The sequence below is a fragment of the Mesorhizobium dulcispinae genome (assembly GCF_033977345.1).
Classification (GTDB): Bacteria; Pseudomonadota; Alphaproteobacteria; order Rhizobiales; family Rhizobiaceae; genus Mesorhizobium; species Mesorhizobium dulcispinae.
In genome coordinates this window covers 877434-894377 of sequence record NZ_JAVIIY010000001.1, presented here as the reverse complement: position 1 = coordinate 894377, position 16944 = coordinate 877434, and the positions used below count along the sequence as shown (strand labels likewise).

The following is a 16944-nucleotide window of genomic DNA, read 5'->3' as shown; positions in this document are numbered from 1 at the left end:
GGATGGCGCCCATTCGTGCGTGATCCGCTAAACGTCCATCGGCACGTGAGCCGATCCGGTCGCAGCCTACCCGGTTAAAACAAGGAAGCCTGGTGAAGACTATCGTTATCTGTTCCGGCGGATTGGATTCCGTCACGCTCGCCTACAAGGTCGCTGCCGAAAGGGCCCTCACCCGCCTCGTGTCGTTTGACTACGGCCAGCGCCACAAGAAGGAGCTGGAATATGCGCGGAGGTGTGCCTTGCACCTCGGCGTGCCACACGACGTCGTCGATATCACCGCGGTCGGACGCCTCCTGACCGGCTCGGCGCTGACCAGCGGCGGCCCGGTCCCCGAGGGGCACTATGCGGAAGACAGCATGCGCGTCACTGTCGTACCCAATCGCAACGCGATTATGCTGGCGGTGGCCTTTGGTGTAGCCGCGGCGGAACAGGCCGATGCCGTGGCGGCAGCGGTCCACGGCGGGGATCATTTCATCTATCCGGACTGCCGCCCGGCTTTTGTCGAAGCTTTCGAGGCCATGCAGCGCCACGCGCTGGAGGGACTGGCGAGGATCGCCCTTTACGCGCCGTTCCTGCAACTGAGCAAAGCCGACATTGTCAGTGAAGGCGCACGGCTCGGCGTGCCCTTCGCGGAAACCTGGTCGTGTTACCAGGGCGGGGCTCATCATTGCGGTCGCTGCGGCACCTGCGTCGAGCGGCGCGAGGCCTTTCACCTCGCTGCTCAAAACGATCCAACATCCTACGAAGACCCGGATTACTGGATCGAAGCTTGCCAGCAATACCAAGCAACGCAAGGGCAATAGGGCGCGCAGTCATGTACACCATCGCCAAGCGGTTTTCCTTTTCGGCATCACATGTGATCGGCGGCCTGCCGGCGGAGCACCCTTGCGCCCGGCTGCACGGCCACAACTACGAAGTCGAGGTCGTGTTGCAGTCGGCCGAGCTTGACCCGGTCGGCTTTGTCCGCGACTACCGCGAACTCTCGGAACTCAAGGCGCTCATCGACAACACCCTGGATCATCGCCACCTCAACGAGGTCCTCGGACATGATCGGACGACCAGCGAGGTCATTGCCAAGTGGATCTACGACTGGTGCAGTGAGCGGTGGCCGGAGGTCGCAGCCATCCGCATCAGCGAGACCCCGAAAACATGGGCGGAATACCGGCCATGAAGGGGAGCATTCGCATCAGCGAGATCTTCGGTCCGACGGTCCAAGGAGAAGGTCCGCTGATCGGGCGCCCGACCGTGTTCGTACGCACGGGCGGTTGCGATTACCGGTGCCGCTGGTGCGATACGCTGTATGCGGTGCTGCCCGAGTTCCGCGAAGACTGGACGCTGATGACGCCAACCGCGATCCTGACGGAGGTTGAGCGGCTGTCGAGCTCCGCGCCGGTGCTTGTGTCGCTGTCGGGCGGCAATCCCGCACTTCAGCCTTTGGCTCCCCTCATCGAACAGGGCCGCCAGAAAGGACACACCTTCGCCCTCGAGACCCAAGGTAGTGTGGCACAGTCCTGGTTTGCCGCGCTCGACTGGCTCATTCTCAGCCCGAAGCCTCCGTCTTCGGGGATGGCAACCGCCTGGCAGGCTCTCGACGATTGCGTCGCGGCGGCAAAGAGCGGAACGCAGCGCGTCGTCAAGGTGACTGTGTTTGGCGACAATGACTACGCCTATGCCCGGCTCGTGGCGAGCCGCTATCCGGCTCTGCCGGTTTATCTGCAGGTCGGGAATTCTGCCCCGCTGATTACCCATGCTGGTCCTGGCCGCGAAGAGGCCGACATCGACGATCTGATGCAGCGCTTTCGCTGGCTTGTCGACAAGGTCGCGGCGGATGGGTGGTTCACGGCAACGGTCCTGCCGCAGTTGCATGTGCTGGCCTGGGGCAACAGACGTGGCGTCTAATGGATTCGCTTTAACGTGCCCGGCCGCTATTCCTCATCCGGCACGTCGCCACAAAGAGCCGCGTTTGGCTCGTCGTACCAAGCGGTGCTGACGCAAGGCACCGAAAGATTCATAACGGCAGCGCCGTCCCCGGTTTGATCGCTCCTGTCTCGGCGGGCAGCACGGCAATGCCTTCACCGACTATGTCTGCTTTCGGATTGAGCGAACAGGTCGCTACACCCGAGATAGTCGGGCAAAGCAGCCTTTTTGAAATCGATGTCGTTTTCGCACACGACCGAGAAGGAGCGGGGCCGGAGCCCGCCCTCGGCGGCTCATCCGAAAGCCGCCATCTGGTGGCACGGCAGTTCCTCAAGGTGGAGTCGCCGAGATCGCTCAGGCGGCGCTGCCGCTTCGGCGCAGTGGGCGCCCTGCGGGACCAGATGTGGCTTTGGCGGCGCCAGCGTCGTCGAAATGCTTTGGTTCGAAGGCAAGCGCGTCATGCATGGGAAGTGCCGCCGAGAAGAGGAAGCCCTGCGCGATCAGGCAATCGAGCGAGCGCAGGATCAGGCGGTCCGCGTCCGTTTCGACTCCCTCCGCCATCACCTCTATTCCCAGCGTTCGCCCGAGGTCGATGACCGCCTTGACGAGCGCCTGATCTTCCACCGACTTGGCCAGATCGCGAACGAAGTCCTTGTCGATCTTGATCTTGCGGATCCGGCTGTCCTTCAGCGAAGCCAAGGTCGAGAAGCCGGTGCCGAAATCGTCCAGCACGATCGAAATGCCGGTGTCCGCCAGGCGCTCCAGCTTTTCGTCGACCCTGTCGCGGTCCACGGGCGCCTCTTCCGTGATCTCTATTTCGAGCATGGCCGCGGGAACATTGTTTGTCCGGAGGCCATCGAGAATCATGTCATCGACATTGCCTGCCTCGAGCTCGCGCGGCGAAAGATTCATCGCAACGCGCACATCCCGGCGCCCGTTCCTCCCGAGCTCTTCGATCATGGAACAGCAATTGAGAAACACCGTCTCCGTCAGCAGGGAAAGCAGGCCGGTTTCACGCGCCGCCGTGACGATCACCGGCGGGGGAATAGCCCCATGGACCGGGTGCTGCCAGCGCAGGAGCGCTTCGAAGCCGACGACCACATGGGTGTCCAGCCGCACGATCGGCTGGAACCATGAGCAAAGAGCGCCTCTCTCGATGGCTGCGCGCAGGTCGCGCTCTATGCAGTGCTTGCGTTCGAGCCCGTGGTCGAGTTCGGCATCGAAGAGACAGTATTCGTTCCTGCCGCTGCGCTTGGCCGCATAAAGCGCGAAGTCCGCGCGCAGCAGCATCTCCGTCAATTGCGGCTTCTGCGACGCGTAGATGCCGATCGACGCGCCGACGCGCACCGAATTCAGCGCCGGATCAGGATCTGCGATGGCCGCGATGATCAGGGATGCAAGCGCTTCCGTCGAACGCGGGGACCGCGATGCTGGAAAGAGCAGCACGAACTCGTCGCCGCCGATGCGCGCGATCGTTGCGCCCGGCGGGGCATGGTTCTCGATCCTGCGCGCGACCCTGACCAGCAGGTCGTCGCCGATGTTGTGACCATAGGTGTCGTTGACGGATTTGAAGCCGTCCAGGTCGATCAGCATGGCCACGAACGGACCGTCGGAATGCCCGAGCTGAGAGATTGCCTGCTCCAGCCCATATCTGTTGAGCAAATTCGTCAGCGGGTCCCGCCTGGAATTCCGTTCCATCTGGGCGGCGAACGCCCTCGCCTCGTATTTGAGGCGGCTCGTCTCCTTGAAGCGGGCCTGTCCGAGAAGCGAGCTTCTGATCATACCCGCGAGAAACAGCAGGATGGTGAAACCGAGTACGTAGTTCTCGATATTGCCTTTCGCCAACACGCAGCCGGCGGCGATCAGCAGCGGCAGCGTCATGAAGTTGATCGAAGCCGGCGCATATGATGCTCCGTAGGTAACCGAACCGGCCGACAGACCCGCAAGAACGATCAGATATAGCGGCGCCTGGGGCGTGGTGTACCCATGCGAAAGAACGGCCAGAACAGACCATGCGATGCCCGATGCCAGAGCCAGCAGCCCGTAAAGGGAAAGTTGGGCGACCGGCTTCCGCTCACCATCGGGCCCGCCATCAGGAATGTCCGGCCGGGCAAGCGCCAGTCCTATGCGGGCGCCGTTGATGATGCTGACCGCCACAAACCACAGCACCGCCGCAAGGCCGCCGCCAGAAAGCATCTGCACGGCCAGGATCAGGGCCGAAAGCACCGTGCCGATGGGCATCGAGATGAAAAGGCCCTGCCTCAGGTCAGCGAACTGATCCCGGAGGATACCGCCTTCCACGGATTCGCTTTGCCCCAGAGGGCTGCGCCCTCGGCCAGGCTGCTTGAGATGTGCCATAATGCCAAGTGGCTAAATGAGCGGGATGAAAATCACGTTAAGCATTTCAGCAGCTTACGGCGCATCAAGCGAATTGGCGGGCGCGGCGTCCGCAGACTCTCCGGCGCATCCGCATGCCCGCCGCGTTGCGCGACCCGGCAGGTTTGCACAAGCGGAGATCCCAGGCCCGATCGGACGGTGCGGTCAGAGCTGGGAAATTTGTCGGCCCGTCGGAACCGATCTGACGAAACTTCATCAAATCATCCGTCGGCCTCCACGGTCGAGGAAAGGATAGGCGCGCCGACGTCGCGACAGGGCCTCGAACCTTTCTTCACCGACCGGAGTAAGGCAGGCCAATGATCGTGTGATTTGCCCAAAACCTCGCCGGGAGTCAGTCTGGCATGGGGCCGGCTCCAACATCGATGGCGCAAGGGAGAAGAAGATGGCTCAAGACCAATCTAAATCGAGCGGACCGGATTTGACCCAAGGCATCGCGCTATCCGACCTTCCCGATGGCGGAAAGCTGGTCGGTCACTGTGGCGAAGAACAGGTGCTGTTGGTGCGCCGCGGGACAGAGGTCTTCGCAATCGGCGCGACGTGCACGCATTATGGCGGGCCGCTGGCTGACGGTCTTGTCGTGGACGATACCGTTCGATGTCCGTGGCACCACGCATGTTTTGATCTGCGCACGGGCGACGCCGTGCGCGCGCCTGCTTTCAGTCCACTCGCCTGCTGGTCGGTGGAGCAGCGGGGTGACCGGATATTCGTGGCCGAGAAGCGCAAACGGGTGGCTCAAAAGCCCACCGGTGGAGGCGCCGGCCAGTTTGCCGGTAAAGTCGTGATCGTCGGCGGCGGCGCGGCAGGTTTCGCAGCCGCCGAAAGACTGCGTCGCGAAGGCCATCAGGGCAGCATCCTCATGCTCAGCGACGACGAAGCGCCGCCCGTCGATCGTCCCAACCTTTCCAAGGACTACCTCGCCGGCAAGGCGCCGTCGGAATGGGTTCCGCTGCGTGGGACAAGCTTTTATGCAAAGAACGGCATCGATCTGCGTCTCAAAGCCAACGTCGCCGACATCGATGTCCGGTCCGGCGAGGTCGTGCTCGCGGACGGAAACCGGATCGCTTACGACCGATTGCTGCTTGCGACGGGAGCCGAACCGGTCCGCCTCACCATCCCCGGCGCCGATCAGCCGCACGTTCATACATTGCGGTCGTTGGCAGACTGCAACACGATCATCGATCAAGCCAAGACTGGCCGCAGCGCCATCGTGCTGGGCGCCAGTTTCATCGGCCTCGAGGTTGCCGCGTCGCTGCGCGCGCGGGACATCGTAGTTCATGTGGTCGCTCCCGAGGGACGCCCGATGGAACGGGTTCTCGGGCCGCAGATGGGCGACTTCATCCGCAGGCTCCACGAGCAGAATGGCGTCGTATTTCATCTCAAGGACACCGCGACCGGCATCGACGGCACGAACGTGCAACTGAGCAGCGGCATTGCGCTGACCGCGGATCTCGTCGTCGCCGGCATCGGCGTGCGGCCGCGGCTAGGCCTCGCCGAAAAGGCCGGGCTCAGCCTCGACCGCGGCATCATGGTGGATGCCTTTCTGGAAACCAGCGTGCCGGGCATTTTCGCGGCCGGCGACATTGCGCGGTGGCCCGATCCACACACCGGCGAAAACATCAGGGTCGAGCACTGGGTGGTCGCGGAAAGGCAAGGGCAAACGGCAGCACTGAACATGCTCGGACATCGCGAGAAATACACCGCCGTCCCATTCTTCTGGAGCCAGCACTATGACGTCCCGATCAATTACGTCGGACATGCGGAACAATGGGACGAGATAGCGGTGGAGGGCGACATTGCCGCCAAGGATTGTCTCCTGCGTTTCAAGCGCAAGGCACGCACGCTGGCGGTCGCCTCGATTTTTCGCGACATCGAAAGCCTGAAGGCCGAAATGGAAATGGAGCGCCAGGCAGCCAACTGATGAAGCATGCAAGGGCTGTTGGGAGCACTGGTCTGGCCGCGGCGCGACCGGCCTTACTACAGCTGCGCTCCTCCCGGTGTCGGACCTGACAGCGGCGAGCCGTATTACCTTGGCGCTGGGAGAAATAGAGAGATCTTCGCCCGCGGCGCGAAAAAGCAACGCAAATAGGGCTGATTGGTTATGACGTAATTGTTCTCGCAGATATGGTATTGGTCGTCCGGCGATTCCTGCACGCGGTCGCGCGGAATGTTGAAGTCATCGGGCAAATAAACATAGCCACCGTCGACCCTTGACCGCACCGAAGACTGAGGTATGGCGCGGCAATCATAACCGCCGCAGCACTTGAATTTCGTTACCGGATCAACCTTGTTTTCGTACCAGTCATGGGCGTTGGCGCCTGTTGCGGCGGCAACGCACATGGCTGCGAGGATGAAGCTTCGCATGGCATTCCTCGTTTGCGGAGGCGCTGCTCATTCGAGTGTCATGTATATTAGCGTTCCGCCAAAAATGCCATCGGTGTGAGCATGGCCCCCTTCTGCCCGCCATCTATGCGGCTGGTCTCGCGCGATGGTGGTGATCAAGGCTGCGCCAATCAAAGCCATAGAGCGGTTCATCGTTTCACGGAAACGCCGAACCGCTCCATGTCCTTGTTTTCACGCAATTCCGGACGGAAAACCGCTCCACACTTTTCCTGGAATTGCACTACGCAACGTGTCAGCGGACGAAGAGCCTGCGATCCTGCTCATGAAGATCGCCGGCGGCGAAATACTTCGTCGCCCAAGCATCGGTGGTGCCGAGGAACCACCCCGCATCGATTGCCGCCAAGGACTTGTTTGCCGGCGGCGTCGCCAGCACCGCGTCCTTGGTTTGGTCGGTATTTTTCGCCGCCTCGGTGGCCGTGCTGTCGAGAAAGTTGAAGTGGTCGACAAGCGCCAGCGCCTCGATCGCAAAGCACGCGGCAACGTCGGCATCCCGGATCGTCAGCAGGTTGTCGCCATTTTCCTGCTCACCCAGGAGCGAGAGGTTCGATGAACCGCAGAACACAGTGGGATCGGGTCCGTTAAAGCCGCAGACGACAAACTTGTGATGAACCTGATGTCCGAGGCCGATATTCGGGACCTGGTTGAAGGGCGGCGGCAGGCGGGTCTTCTGTGGCTTGCCGGTGACGAGGACGCCGCCCTTCTTGCCAACCGGGTACAAAGCGATGCCCGCGGGATTATCGGAAATCCCGTAGCTGAAAACGGTCTGGCTGTCGTGCAGCGCGCTCAACGCGGTGTAGACCGGATTGTCAGCGGCGCCTTGCAGCTCCATGACCGCGAACAGCACACTGCCAAGCTTGTCTGCCTCATCCGCCTCCTTGTTCGCGCGCGCCACAACCTCAACCAGTCCGGAGCGTGCATCCGCCTCGATGTGGGGCGCGAAGGTGAAACTGGTTGTCGGCACCGCTGCGCTCCCAACTGAATGTGCCCCGGTCGCGAACTTGCTGATCCTGAACGGCTTGGCGACGACGTCCTGGTCCCAAACGGTCTGAAAAAGGTCCGCATACAGCTTGGCGACCTCGGCGTCCTCGTAAACAAGGACGTGGTTCGAGTTCACATAGATGCCGGTGACGGAAAGATTGGTTGAGCCCGTCAGCACGCGAACCGGCTCGTCATTCTGGTAGACCACGATCACCTTGTCGTGCGCGTACCGATCGAAATTGCCGCGCTTGATGCGTTGCGCGCCCGCGGCAGCTTCGAAAAGCTCCGCGAAGCGGTCTTCCGGAGGCTTCTTGGCACTGTGATGCAGTCCCGCATCGTCAAGAATGATGCGGGCGCGTGGCCCGATCGCCAATAGCAGCGTCAGCACATCCGGTTCGCTCAGGTCATACGCAAAGAGGTCCATCGTGAGCGTGGCGTCAGCATCGACCGCGCGCAGTATGTCGAAGACCCGGTCGCGCGCGGTAAAGCCCGACCACTCATATTGCTGCGCATATGTGAAGGTCTCTCCGGCCGGATTGGTTCCCGCGATGGCGGAAGTGTCGAATTGGAGTGGCGCGTTGGCGGGCTTGAACTTCGTCTTCAATCCAAAATGCTCGACAAAGGCCTGGCTCTGAGTGAAGCCGCGTGTGAACGCGAGCTTGAGCGATCCCTTCGAGAACGGTTCCACGGCGATCGTGACATCCACCGAGAGGCCCGGATCGATCGGGAGAAGATGCTGCTGGTCATCGAAATAGCGCGGCGTGACCGTGTAAACGTAGTCGCCCATCGCCGGCTTAAGGCCTTGATGCTCAAGGCCGGGCACATGCACCCAGCGGAACTTGTGCAAAGGCGCGTTGATCGTCGAGCGTGCCGGCTCGTCGGGATCCTGCGCATGATCTTCAGGCTTCCTGAACTGAAGGCGATTCCAAAGGTAGTAAGGCTCCTTACCCGGCGGCTTGACCGCGATCGTGAAGCCAGCGAGCCGTTTTCGCGACGCTTCCGTCGCAAGATCGAATGCGAGCAAAGTCTTCGCATCGCCCCTGTAGGCGACGACAGTCATCGCATCTTTGGATTCGCGCACCTTTTTCATGGCCGCCCCCCTTGACCACGTTCTCGCCGACGAGCTCCTAAGCGTTATTTGCCGCCTAAACTATCGGACGCTGAGGTACGAAGTCTATCGGATGATCCTCATTGTGTAAATCATACATAAACCCACCCATTACTTCACGACTGCCGAGCTTTGAAAGAACCTCTCAAACCGCTTCGAAGCGCAGCGACGCGCCTTTGGCCCACCGGGTCGGCTTCTGGCGACCCTGCCCGCTCAGACCAACCTCTGCCCGCCGTCGATATGGATGGTCTCGCCGGTCATGAACTCGTTCTGCATGAGATAAAGATAGGCCGGCGCCACATCGGCCGGCGTGGCAACCCTCCCCACCGGAATACGCGCGCCCATCTGGTCGAAGTAGCCGACCTTCGCCTGGCCGACGATCTCGTCCCACATCTCGGTGTCGACCCAGCCGGGCGAGACGATGTTGACGCGCGTCGGCGCAAGTTCCAGGGCGAGCGCGCGAGCAAAATAGCTGAAGGAGCCGGCGATCGCCGAGACGACGGAGCCACCAGGGATCGGCGGCCGGTCCTTGTTGATGCCGGAGGTGAAGGTCATGGAGCCGCCGGCCTTCAGCGTGCGCATCGAGTGCTTGGCGAGCATCACCGCGCCGACCAGCTTGCTGTCGACGAACTGGCGTACGAACGCCATGTCGGTCTCGACGATCGGAAAGTTGGGCGGTGGCGTGCCGGCCGTCGCCGCCAGATGATCGAAGGCGCCGGCCGTATCGAACAAGCGGGCGACGTCGGCCTCGTTGGCCATGTCGGCGGCGACGCCTGTCACCCGCCCTGCCCCGGCAAGCCTTTTTCCGGCGGCCTTGAGCTTGTCCGCCGAGCGGCCGACGATCACGACCTCCGCGCCGCTTTCCAGCGCAGCCGCCGCCACGCCGAAACCGATGCCGGAGCTGCCTCCGACGACGATGATCTTCTTTCCCGCAAGCGTGGCCATGGGGTTCCTCCATCTTTCAGCTATGGGGTTGAGAATTACGCGCGGCCGGCGTGGGCCGCTTCGATGTCGGCGAGGATGATCTTGCTCATCTTGTACATCGCCTGCCTTGCCCGGTCGGCCTTTGCACGGTCCGGGTCGTTCATCAGGCGCAGCGCCGGCTCCGGGATGACCTGCCAGTAGACGCCGAACTTGTCCTGCAGCCAGCCGCAGGGCTTTGCCGAGCCGCCGCCCGCCGTCAGCGCGTTCCAGTAGTAGTCGGTCTCGGCCTGGTCCTTCGTCTCGATGTAGAGCGAGATCCTTTCGTTGAATGGCGGCACCCCGCCGGCATTGAGCGCGGTGAAGCGCTGGCCTTCGAGCTCGAAGTCGAAGATCGCGTGCGGCACGCTTCTGTTGGTGCCGCCGACGAAGTCGGTGAACTCGATCGCATCCAGCGCCCGGCCGTTGCGGAACACCGACAGGTAGAAGTCGCGCGCCTCTTCGGCATTGAGGTTGAACCAGAGGAAGGGGTGAACGGTAGCCATGTTGTCCTCGTGAGCATTAATCACAAATCCTGTGAGGATTTTTGGCTGGAAAAAGCTCGACAGACAAACCAAAATTTGGCAATAATTTGTTACCAACACTCACATATTGCCATGACCCGCAAACTGCCGCCGCTCAACGCATTGCCGGCCTTCGAGGCCGCCGCACGGCATCTCAATTTCTCCAGGGCGGCGGACGAGCTCAACCTCACGCATGGCGCAATCAGCCGGGCGGTGAAACATCTCGAGGACCAGCTCGGCGTGCAGCTTTTCGAGCGCGCGACGCGCTCGGTGCGGCTGACTTCCATTGGCGAGCCCTATGCGAGGGCGGTGCGCGAGGCGCTCGACCAGCTCTCGGTTGCCACCGAGACGGCGACCTCGCGCCTTTCGAATTCGACCTTGAACGTCAGCACGTCCGACGGTTTTGCGGGGAAATGGCTGGTGCCCAGGCTCTACCGCTTCCACCGCGCGCATGGCGACATCGACGTGCGTGTGTCGACCACCGGCAGGCTCACCAATTTCCGCGGCGACGGCATCGATGTCGCCATCCGCTACGGCGCCGGCCATTATCCCGGGTTGACCTCCGAGTTCCTCACCGGCGAGGAGGTGTTTCCGGTCTGCAGTCCGAAGCTCTTGGAAGGGCCGCATCCTCTCAGGAAGCCAGAGGACCTCAAGCATCACACGCTGATCCGCGACGGCTACCGGATCGACTGGGCGGCCTGGCTCGCCAGCGCCGGCGTCGAAGGCGTCGACCCGAACAGCGGGCTCACCTTCGATTCCGCCACCTTCGCGGTGGAGTCGGCCGTGCAAGGCGAAGGCGTGGTGCTCGGCCGCACCATGCTGGTTTCAGCCGATCTAGCCACCGGCCGGCTGGTCCGGCCGTTCGACCACGCGCTGAAAGCCGTCTCCAGCTTCTACCTGGTCTACCCGCCGGAAGCGATCCGCCAGCGCAAGGTGAAGACGTTTCGGGATTGGATACTATCCGAGATCGAACCGCGCTGAGGCAGGAGGCTTGTCGAAAACCATGGCAGCCAGTGAGCCTTGGAACTTGGCCGTTCCTGTGGTTGATCCTTACCTGACGAATTCCAGGGAACATTTTCGCGCCCTCCGCGTCCGCGGCCTCATGGAAATATTCGACGTGAACAATCTGGTCCTCGAACCGGCAAAAACCCTGCGACTCGAAAACAGCCGTATCAGGGCGCAAGCAAAGGCTTATGCTGCCCAAGCCAGGCTGCTTACCCGAGAGCTCGCAGCCGTGCGAAGCCAGCCACGTCTGGCGTCATCAAGTAAACGCGCCTCTGACCAGTTGATGGAAACCTAACGCGCCCTAGTTTGATTCCATCGCCGGTAACCATCCACTGGACACCATTGGCGGCTGAGAGACGACGAACGCGCTCCCGTCTGCAAACGGGAGAGCGCTATGCGCGAAGACAAGGTTCCCCGCCGCCCTGCGCGCGCGACTTTTCAAAACCAACTGGTCCAGGGCAGCAGAGACGCGATAAACCGCTCTTACAAACTGCTGCGTCGCACCGAGCGTTTGGTGCGCCCGGGACTGCCCATCCTTCCGAAGCAGGTTTTCGACAAGGACAGTGAGCGGTAGGTTGCGCGGCTTCCTGCGGGCTCGGCTTGGCTTCGATACCATAAATGGGGCAACCGACGGCATGGGCGGGGGGCGTTGGGGGAGCCGCCGGTTACCAGGACAAGGGGCCATGGGATCAGAAAATGCATAGGCCCTTATACAATCATGCCAGCAATCGGCGTTCTTGGGAACTGGTTCGAGCTTAAAATTCAAACATATATGGGAGGGAGCACACGCTCACGATGAACTTCGCAGCTGCCCGCGACAGGAACCGGATCGGCCGTGCCGCGTCATAAGACAGGTACCTGAGAGATATTTGGCGCGGAGTGACGTCGATGGTCAGGCTGCTTCTTATCGTTGCGATGGCGCTGGCGCTTGGATGCGGCGGGGCGCGGGCGGCCAGGCTGGACCTCGACGCGGTCAATCAGGCGCAATTCAGCGAGGGCGAGCCGAAGGACGTCGATCCGATGCTGCTCAAGGCGCAGATCCTTCTGGATCGCGCCCGCTTCTCGCCCGGCCTGATCGACGGCCGCCTTTCCGACAATTTTGCCAAGGCCGTCGCGGCCTTCCAGGCGGCGAACGGCCTGCCCTCCGACGGCAAGCTCACGCGCGAAACCTGGGACAAGCTCTCGGCGACTTTCACCGGCCCGGTGCTGACAAAATACGAGGTCACGGCCAAGGACGTGCGCGGCCCCTTCACCAGGCATATCCCTGCCCGCATGGAGCGAATGGCGTATCTGAAGCGGCTCGGCTACCGCAACGCGCGGGAGAGGCTGGCGGAGCGTTTCCACATCAGCGAACAGGTGCTGCGGATGCTCAATCCCAAAACCGGTTTCAGGAAGGCCGACGTGAGCCTGATGGTGCCCGATGTCGGCCGAGGTGATCCTCCTCCGACGGTCGTCGCGAGCGTCGAGATCGACAAAGTATCCCGCCAGGTGCGCGCGCTCGATCCATCCGGCAAACCGGTCGCGGTCTACCCCGCCTCGATCGGCAGCGAGGAAAAGCCTGCGCCGAGCGGCTCGGCGGAGGTCAGGCGCGTGGTGCACAATCCGACCTATCGCTACGATCCGAAATTCGCCTTCAAAGGGGTCAAGACCAAGCGGCCCTTCACCATCGCCAAGGGGCCGAACAATCCGGTCGGATCGGTCTGGATCGACCTCTCGATCGAAAGCTACGGCATCCACGGCTCGCCTGACCCCGGCAAGATCGGCACGACCTTCTCGCATGGCTGCATCCGCTTGACCAACTGGGACGCCGAAGACCTCGCCGCAATGGTCAAGCCGGGCACGAAGGTCGAGTTCAAGGACGAGACGGCGCAGGAAGGGCAAGCGCAGTGAAACGCCGGGAGTCTGCCAGCCCGCCCAGGCGGACCTTTGCATAAGTCCAATTTATCGTCACCCCTAGTTTTTCAGAACGTTACACGACCTTCCGTCGCCTGTAGCTTCGGCGGCGCGCTTTTGAAATCGGTCCGGATTTGGTGATTTGATGCAGACACATGCGAGAGTGGTGATCGTCGGCGGAGGCTGTGTCGGCGCCGGTATCCTCTACGGCCTGGCCAAGCGCGGCTGGACCGACGTGGCGCTGCTCGAGCGCACGCAACTGACCGCCGGCTCGACCTGGCATGCCGCGGGCCTGATCCCGTCCTATGCCCGCAACATCAATGTCGGCCGCATGATCAAGAAGACCATCGAGATCTATGAAGGGCTGGAGGCCGAGACCGGGCAGCCGGTCGGCTGGCACAAATGCGGCCAGCTGCGCATCGCCAATTCCAGGGACCGGCTCGACGAATTCAAGAGCTATATGAGCGTGGCCGACGTCCAGGGCATGCGGGCGCAGTTGCTGACGCCGGCGGAGGCCAGGGAACTCTGTCCGCTTCTTCACAACGACCATATGCTGGGCGCGCTCCATCATCCCGATGACGGACACATCGCGCCGGCCGACGTGACGCACGCCATGGCCAAAGGCGCGCGGGATCTGGGTGCCAAGGTCTACCTGAATACCGAGGTCACCGGCTTCAAGCGGACGCCCAGCGGCGAATGGCTGGTCGAGACGAACCAGGGCGACATCACCTGCGAGCACGTGATCTGCGCGACCGGCAATTACGCGCGCCAGACCGGCGCACTACTCGGCCTCGACATCCCGGCGATCCCGATCCTGCACCAATACTGGATCACCGAAGCGGTGCCGGAGATCGTCGAGCGCAAGCGCCAGGGACGGCCCGAAATGCCGATCCTGCGCGACGAAGGTTTCGAGGGGTATCTGCGCGAGGAAGGCGACGGCCTGATGTTCGGGCCCTATGAGCGCACGGCGAATTTAAAATTGTTCGCCGAGAACGGCGTGCCTTCCTGGTTCGGCGCCGACCTCGTCGAAGAGGATTTCGAGGCGGTGTCGTGGAACTGGGAGCAGGCTTTGCAATTGGTCCCGGCGCTGGGACGGGTAGGCATCAAGGCCAATGTGCGCGGCCCATTCCAGATGACGGCGGACGAGCTTCCCTTGATGGGGCCGGCCTGGGGGCTGCCCAATGTGTGGCTGGCCGAGGGCGTGCCGGGCGGCATCCTGTGGGGCGGCACGATCGGCTACCATCTGTCGGAGCGGATCGTCGAGGGGGGCAACAGCCTCGACACCTCCGACCTCGATCCGCGCCGCTTCGGCGACTACGCCAACAAGGCCTGGACGCGAGAAAAGGTCCGCGAGGCCTGGGGCACGCATGCCGAGCAGAAATATCCGGGGCAGGACATGCCCGCCGCCCGGCCGCAGAAGACCGCGCCCTCCTATGATCGGCTGACCGAGCTTGGTGCGGTGTGGGGCGTGCTCAACGGCTGGGAGATGCCCAACTGGTTCGCGCCGAAGGGCGTCGAGGCCAAGGACCAGTACAGCTGGCGCTGGACTGCCAAGGGGAACTTCGTCGCCGAGGAAGTGCTGGCGGTGCGCAACGCCGTCGGCCTGGTCGAGATGACGCCGATGACCAAGTTCGAGGTTTCGGGGCCGAACGCCGCCGCATGGCTCGACAGGATCCTCGCCAACCGCCTGCCGGCCGCCGGCAAGGTGACGCTGGCGCATCACCTCACGACGGGAGGTGGCGTGCAGGCGGAATATATGGTCGCTCGCCTCAAGAACGATCTCTTCTACCTCATCTCGACGCCGCGCGCGGAGCGCTGGAATTTCGACGATCTCTCGAGACTGCTTCCCGCCGACGGTAGTGTGAGCCTGAAGAACGTCACCAACGATCGCGGCTGCTTCACCGTGGTCGGGCCGAACGCGCGAGACGTGCTGCAACTCCTCACCGAGATCGACCTTTCGAACGAAAGCTTCCCCTGGTTCGGCGTGAAGACCGGCAGCGTCGCCTTGGCCAGCGACGTCAGGCTGCTGCGCGTCAACTACGAAGGCGAGCTTGGCTGGGAGCTCTACCATCCCCTGCCCTACCAGCGGCAATTGCTGGATGCGATCCTGAAGGAGGGCGAGAAGCATGGCATGCGCCTCGTCGGGCTGCATGCGCTGGAGTCGCTCAGGCTAGAAAAATCCTATCGCGCGATGTACCGGGACATGAATTCTGAGCTCAACGCGCTGGAGAGCGGGCTCGAACGTTTCATTCGCCTTGACAAGGGCGATTTTGTCGGCCGCGACGCGGTGCTGAAATACAAGGCGAGAAACGACCAGCGCCGGTCGGTGACGCTCAGGATCGAAACCGACGGCGCAAGCGCGCTTGCCTGCGAGGGCCTTTACATCGACGGCGAGCTGGTCGGGCGCATAACGTCGGGCGGCTACGGCTACGCGCTCGGGCACGACGTGGCGCTGGCGCTGCTGCCGGAGCGGCTGAGTAAGCCCGGCACGAAGCTCGACGTCGCGATCCTGGGAGAATGGAAGATCGCCGAGGTGATCGCGGATTCGCCTTACGATCCGACCTCGGCCAGGGCGCGGATGTGATGCGCGTCGATCGGATCAACGTCTACACGGCGCAGCTGCCCGTCAAAGGCGGCGCCTATCGGATGGCGAGCGACGACGTGGAATCGCTGGACTCCACGCTTGTCGAGATCATGACGGACGACGGTTTTGCCGGATGGGGCGAGACCTGCCCGATTGGCCCGATCTACCAGCCGCACCATGCGCTGGGTGCTCGCGCGGCCATCGCCGAGATTGCGCCGGGGCTCATCGGTTTGGAGATCGCCTCGATCAGGCTGCTGGCCAAACGCATGGACGAGCGGCTCAACGGACACGGCTACGCCAAGGCGGCCTTCGACATGGCCTTTCTCGACCTTCTCGGCCAGAAGCTCGGCGTGCCGGTCTCAACGCTGCTGGGTGGGGCGCTGGCAGACCGCGTGCCGGCCTACTACTCGCTGATCGTCGGCCCGCCGGAGGAGACGGCCAGGATCGCGGCCGACAAGGTGAAGGCAGGCTATCCGCGCCTGCAGGTCAAGATCGGCGGGCGCAATCTGGAAGAAGACGTGGCCGTCGTGCACAAGGTCTGGGAAGCGGTCGGCTTTAACGCGCGCATCGCGGTCGACGGCAACCGGGGCCTGACAGTCGCCGCCGCGATCCATTTCGACCGGCTCTGCCAGGCGATTCCCTTCGTCTTCGAGCAGCCCTGCAACACCATGGACGAGGTCGCAACGCTTAAAGGTCGCGTGACGCATCCGGTCTATCTCGACGAAAGCACCGAGGATCAAAATGCGGTGCTGCGGGCAATCTCACTCGGCATCGCGGACGGCTTCGGCTTCAAGGTGACGCGCCTTGGCGGCCTCACCAAGATGACGACGGTTCGCGACCTCTGCGCCATCCGCTCGCTGCCGCACAGCTGCGACGACGCCTGGGGCGGCGACATCATCGCGGCGGCTTGCGTCCATCTCGCCGCGACCGTCGAGCCGCGCCGCATGGAGGGAGCCTGGATCGCGCAGGAGTACATCAAGGGACATTTCGACCCGAAGCACCCGGTCGTCATCCGCCAGGGGCATATCGCAGTGCCGGAACGGCCGGGGCTGGGCGTGAAACCGGAGCCCGGCATGTTCGGCAAGCCGGCGGCCATATACGGGCCCTGACCAACGCGCCGGCTGCGGTCCAGACCGCAACCGGCCAGGCGATCACTTCTCGGACAGCGCGGATCGTTC

The 16944-nt window shown here is 62.8% G+C and carries 15 protein-coding genes; 10 read left to right on the top strand and 5 right to left on the bottom strand.

Translation table 11 applies throughout. The features are described from left to right. Positions 1-92 precede the first annotated feature (92 nt). The 3 genes from queC to queE are packed head-to-tail and all read left to right on the top strand — an operon-like array spanning position 93 to position 1899. Positions 93-803: a 7-cyano-7-deazaguanine synthase QueC gene (queC, locus tag RFN30_RS04315; RefSeq protein ID WP_320260871.1), complete on the top strand. Its 711-nt coding sequence runs from the start codon at positions 93-95 to the stop codon at positions 801-803. A gap of 11 nt (positions 804-814) precedes the next feature. Beyond that, positions 815-1171, top strand: a complete 357-nt coding sequence (queD, locus tag RFN30_RS04310; protein WP_320260870.1) for a 6-carboxytetrahydropterin synthase QueD — start codon at positions 815-817, stop codon at positions 1169-1171. Beyond that, a complete protein-coding gene (gene queE, locus RFN30_RS04305; RefSeq protein ID WP_430698601.1) occupies positions 1150-1899 on the top strand; it encodes a 7-carboxy-7-deazaguanine synthase QueE in 750 nt (249 codons plus the stop codon). The genes queD and queE overlap by 22 nt, the downstream gene beginning before the upstream one ends. 372 nt (positions 1900-2271) lie before the next feature. Here queE and RFN30_RS04300 read toward each other — a convergent pair whose 3' ends face one another. Then, a complete protein-coding gene (locus RFN30_RS04300; protein ID WP_320260868.1) occupies positions 2272-4218 on the bottom strand; it encodes a putative bifunctional diguanylate cyclase/phosphodiesterase in 1947 nt (648 codons plus the stop codon). A 478-nt stretch (positions 4219-4696) separates the two neighbouring features. Between RFN30_RS04300 and RFN30_RS04295 the strand changes: the two genes are divergently transcribed. Further along, positions 4697-6232 carry an FAD-dependent oxidoreductase gene (locus RFN30_RS04295; RefSeq protein ID WP_320260867.1) on the top strand — a complete coding sequence of 512 codons (1536 nt, stop codon included), beginning with the start codon at positions 4697-4699 and terminating at the stop codon, positions 6230-6232. 104 nt (positions 6233-6336) lie between these two features. Here the strand turns inward: RFN30_RS04295 and RFN30_RS04290 are convergent, their stop codons facing one another. From RFN30_RS04290 to RFN30_RS04275, 4 genes are all read right to left on the bottom strand, one after another. Next, positions 6337-6675, bottom strand: coding sequence for a hypothetical protein (locus RFN30_RS04290; RefSeq protein WP_320260866.1), 339 nt, complete (start codon positions 6673-6675; stop codon positions 6337-6339). A gap of 271 nt (positions 6676-6946) precedes the next feature. Further along, complete coding sequence (locus RFN30_RS04285) at positions 6947-8782, bottom strand: phospholipase D-like domain-containing protein (protein WP_320260865.1); 1836 nt, start codon at positions 8780-8782, stop codon at positions 6947-6949. A gap of 231 nt (positions 8783-9013) precedes the next feature. Beyond that, complete coding sequence (locus RFN30_RS04280) at positions 9014-9745, bottom strand: SDR family oxidoreductase (protein ID WP_320260864.1); 732 nt, start codon at positions 9743-9745, stop codon at positions 9014-9016. Positions 9746-9780: 35 nt separating this feature from the next. Beyond that, entirely contained in the window at positions 9781-10266 is a 486-nt protein-coding gene (locus RFN30_RS04275) for a VOC family protein (RefSeq protein WP_320260863.1), read from the bottom strand. Between the two features lie 111 nt (positions 10267-10377). Between RFN30_RS04275 and RFN30_RS04270 the strand changes: the two genes are divergently transcribed. The 6 genes from RFN30_RS04270 (at position 10378) to RFN30_RS04245 (ending at position 16875) form a co-directional block, all read left to right on the top strand. Further along, positions 10378-11265 carry a transcriptional regulator GcvA gene (locus RFN30_RS04270; protein ID WP_320260862.1) on the top strand — a complete coding sequence of 296 codons (888 nt, stop codon included), beginning with the start codon at positions 10378-10380 and terminating at the stop codon, positions 11263-11265. A gap of 10 nt (positions 11266-11275) precedes the next feature. Beyond that, positions 11276-11584, top strand: coding sequence for a hypothetical protein (locus RFN30_RS04265; RefSeq protein WP_320260861.1), 309 nt, complete (start codon positions 11276-11278; stop codon positions 11582-11584). Positions 11585-11683: 99 nt separating this feature from the next. After that, positions 11684-11863: a hypothetical protein gene (locus RFN30_RS04260; protein WP_320260860.1), complete on the top strand. Its 180-nt coding sequence runs from the start codon at positions 11684-11686 to the stop codon at positions 11861-11863. A 314-nt stretch (positions 11864-12177) separates the two neighbouring features. Continuing rightward, positions 12178-13179: a L,D-transpeptidase gene (locus RFN30_RS04255; RefSeq protein WP_320260859.1), complete on the top strand. Its 1002-nt coding sequence runs from the start codon at positions 12178-12180 to the stop codon at positions 13177-13179. A gap of 148 nt (positions 13180-13327) precedes the next feature. Continuing rightward, complete coding sequence (locus tag RFN30_RS04250; RefSeq protein ID WP_320260858.1) at positions 13328-15766, top strand: GcvT family protein; 2439 nt, start codon at positions 13328-13330, stop codon at positions 15764-15766. Further along, the gene (locus RFN30_RS04245; protein WP_320260857.1) at positions 15766-16875 is read left to right on the top strand and encodes a mandelate racemase/muconate lactonizing enzyme family protein; all 1110 of its coding nucleotides are present in this window, start codon (positions 15766-15768) and stop codon (positions 16873-16875) included. Before RFN30_RS04250 ends, RFN30_RS04245 begins: the two co-directional genes overlap by 1 nt. Positions 16876-16944 lie beyond the last annotated feature (69 nt).

What these genes read in the sequence shown, in the direction of transcription:
- RFN30_RS04275 (WP_320260863.1), bottom strand. Translation starts at nt 10,266, where the DNA reads ATGGCTACCGTTCACCCCTTCCTCTGGTTCAACCTCAATGCCGAAGAG.
- queD (WP_320260870.1), top strand. Translation starts at nt 815, where the DNA reads ATGTACACCATCGCCAAGCGGTTTTCCTTTTCGGCATCACATGTGATC.
- RFN30_RS04295 (WP_320260867.1), top strand. Translation starts at nt 4,697, where the DNA reads ATGGCTCAAGACCAATCTAAATCGAGCGGACCGGATTTGACCCAAGGC.
- RFN30_RS04260 (WP_320260860.1), top strand. Translation starts at nt 11,684, where the DNA reads ATGCGCGAAGACAAGGTTCCCCGCCGCCCTGCGCGCGCGACTTTTCAA.
- RFN30_RS04285 (WP_320260865.1), bottom strand. Translation starts at nt 8,782, where the DNA reads ATGAAAAAGGTGCGCGAATCCAAAGATGCGATGACTGTCGTCGCCTAC.
- RFN30_RS04290 (WP_320260866.1), bottom strand. Translation starts at nt 6,675, where the DNA reads ATGCGAAGCTTCATCCTCGCAGCCATGTGCGTTGCCGCCGCAACAGGC.
- RFN30_RS04270 (WP_320260862.1), top strand. Translation starts at nt 10,378, where the DNA reads ATGACCCGCAAACTGCCGCCGCTCAACGCATTGCCGGCCTTCGAGGCC.
- RFN30_RS04255 (WP_320260859.1), top strand. Translation starts at nt 12,178, where the DNA reads ATGGTCAGGCTGCTTCTTATCGTTGCGATGGCGCTGGCGCTTGGATGC.
- RFN30_RS04280 (WP_320260864.1), bottom strand. Translation starts at nt 9,745, where the DNA reads ATGGCCACGCTTGCGGGAAAGAAGATCATCGTCGTCGGAGGCAGCTCC.
- RFN30_RS04245 (WP_320260857.1), top strand. Translation starts at nt 15,766, where the DNA reads ATGCGCGTCGATCGGATCAACGTCTACACGGCGCAGCTGCCCGTCAAA.
- queE (WP_430698601.1), top strand. Translation starts at nt 1,150, where the DNA reads ATGGGCGGAATACCGGCCATGAAGGGGAGCATTCGCATCAGCGAGATC.
- RFN30_RS04250 (WP_320260858.1), top strand. Translation starts at nt 13,328, where the DNA reads ATGCAGACACATGCGAGAGTGGTGATCGTCGGCGGAGGCTGTGTCGGC.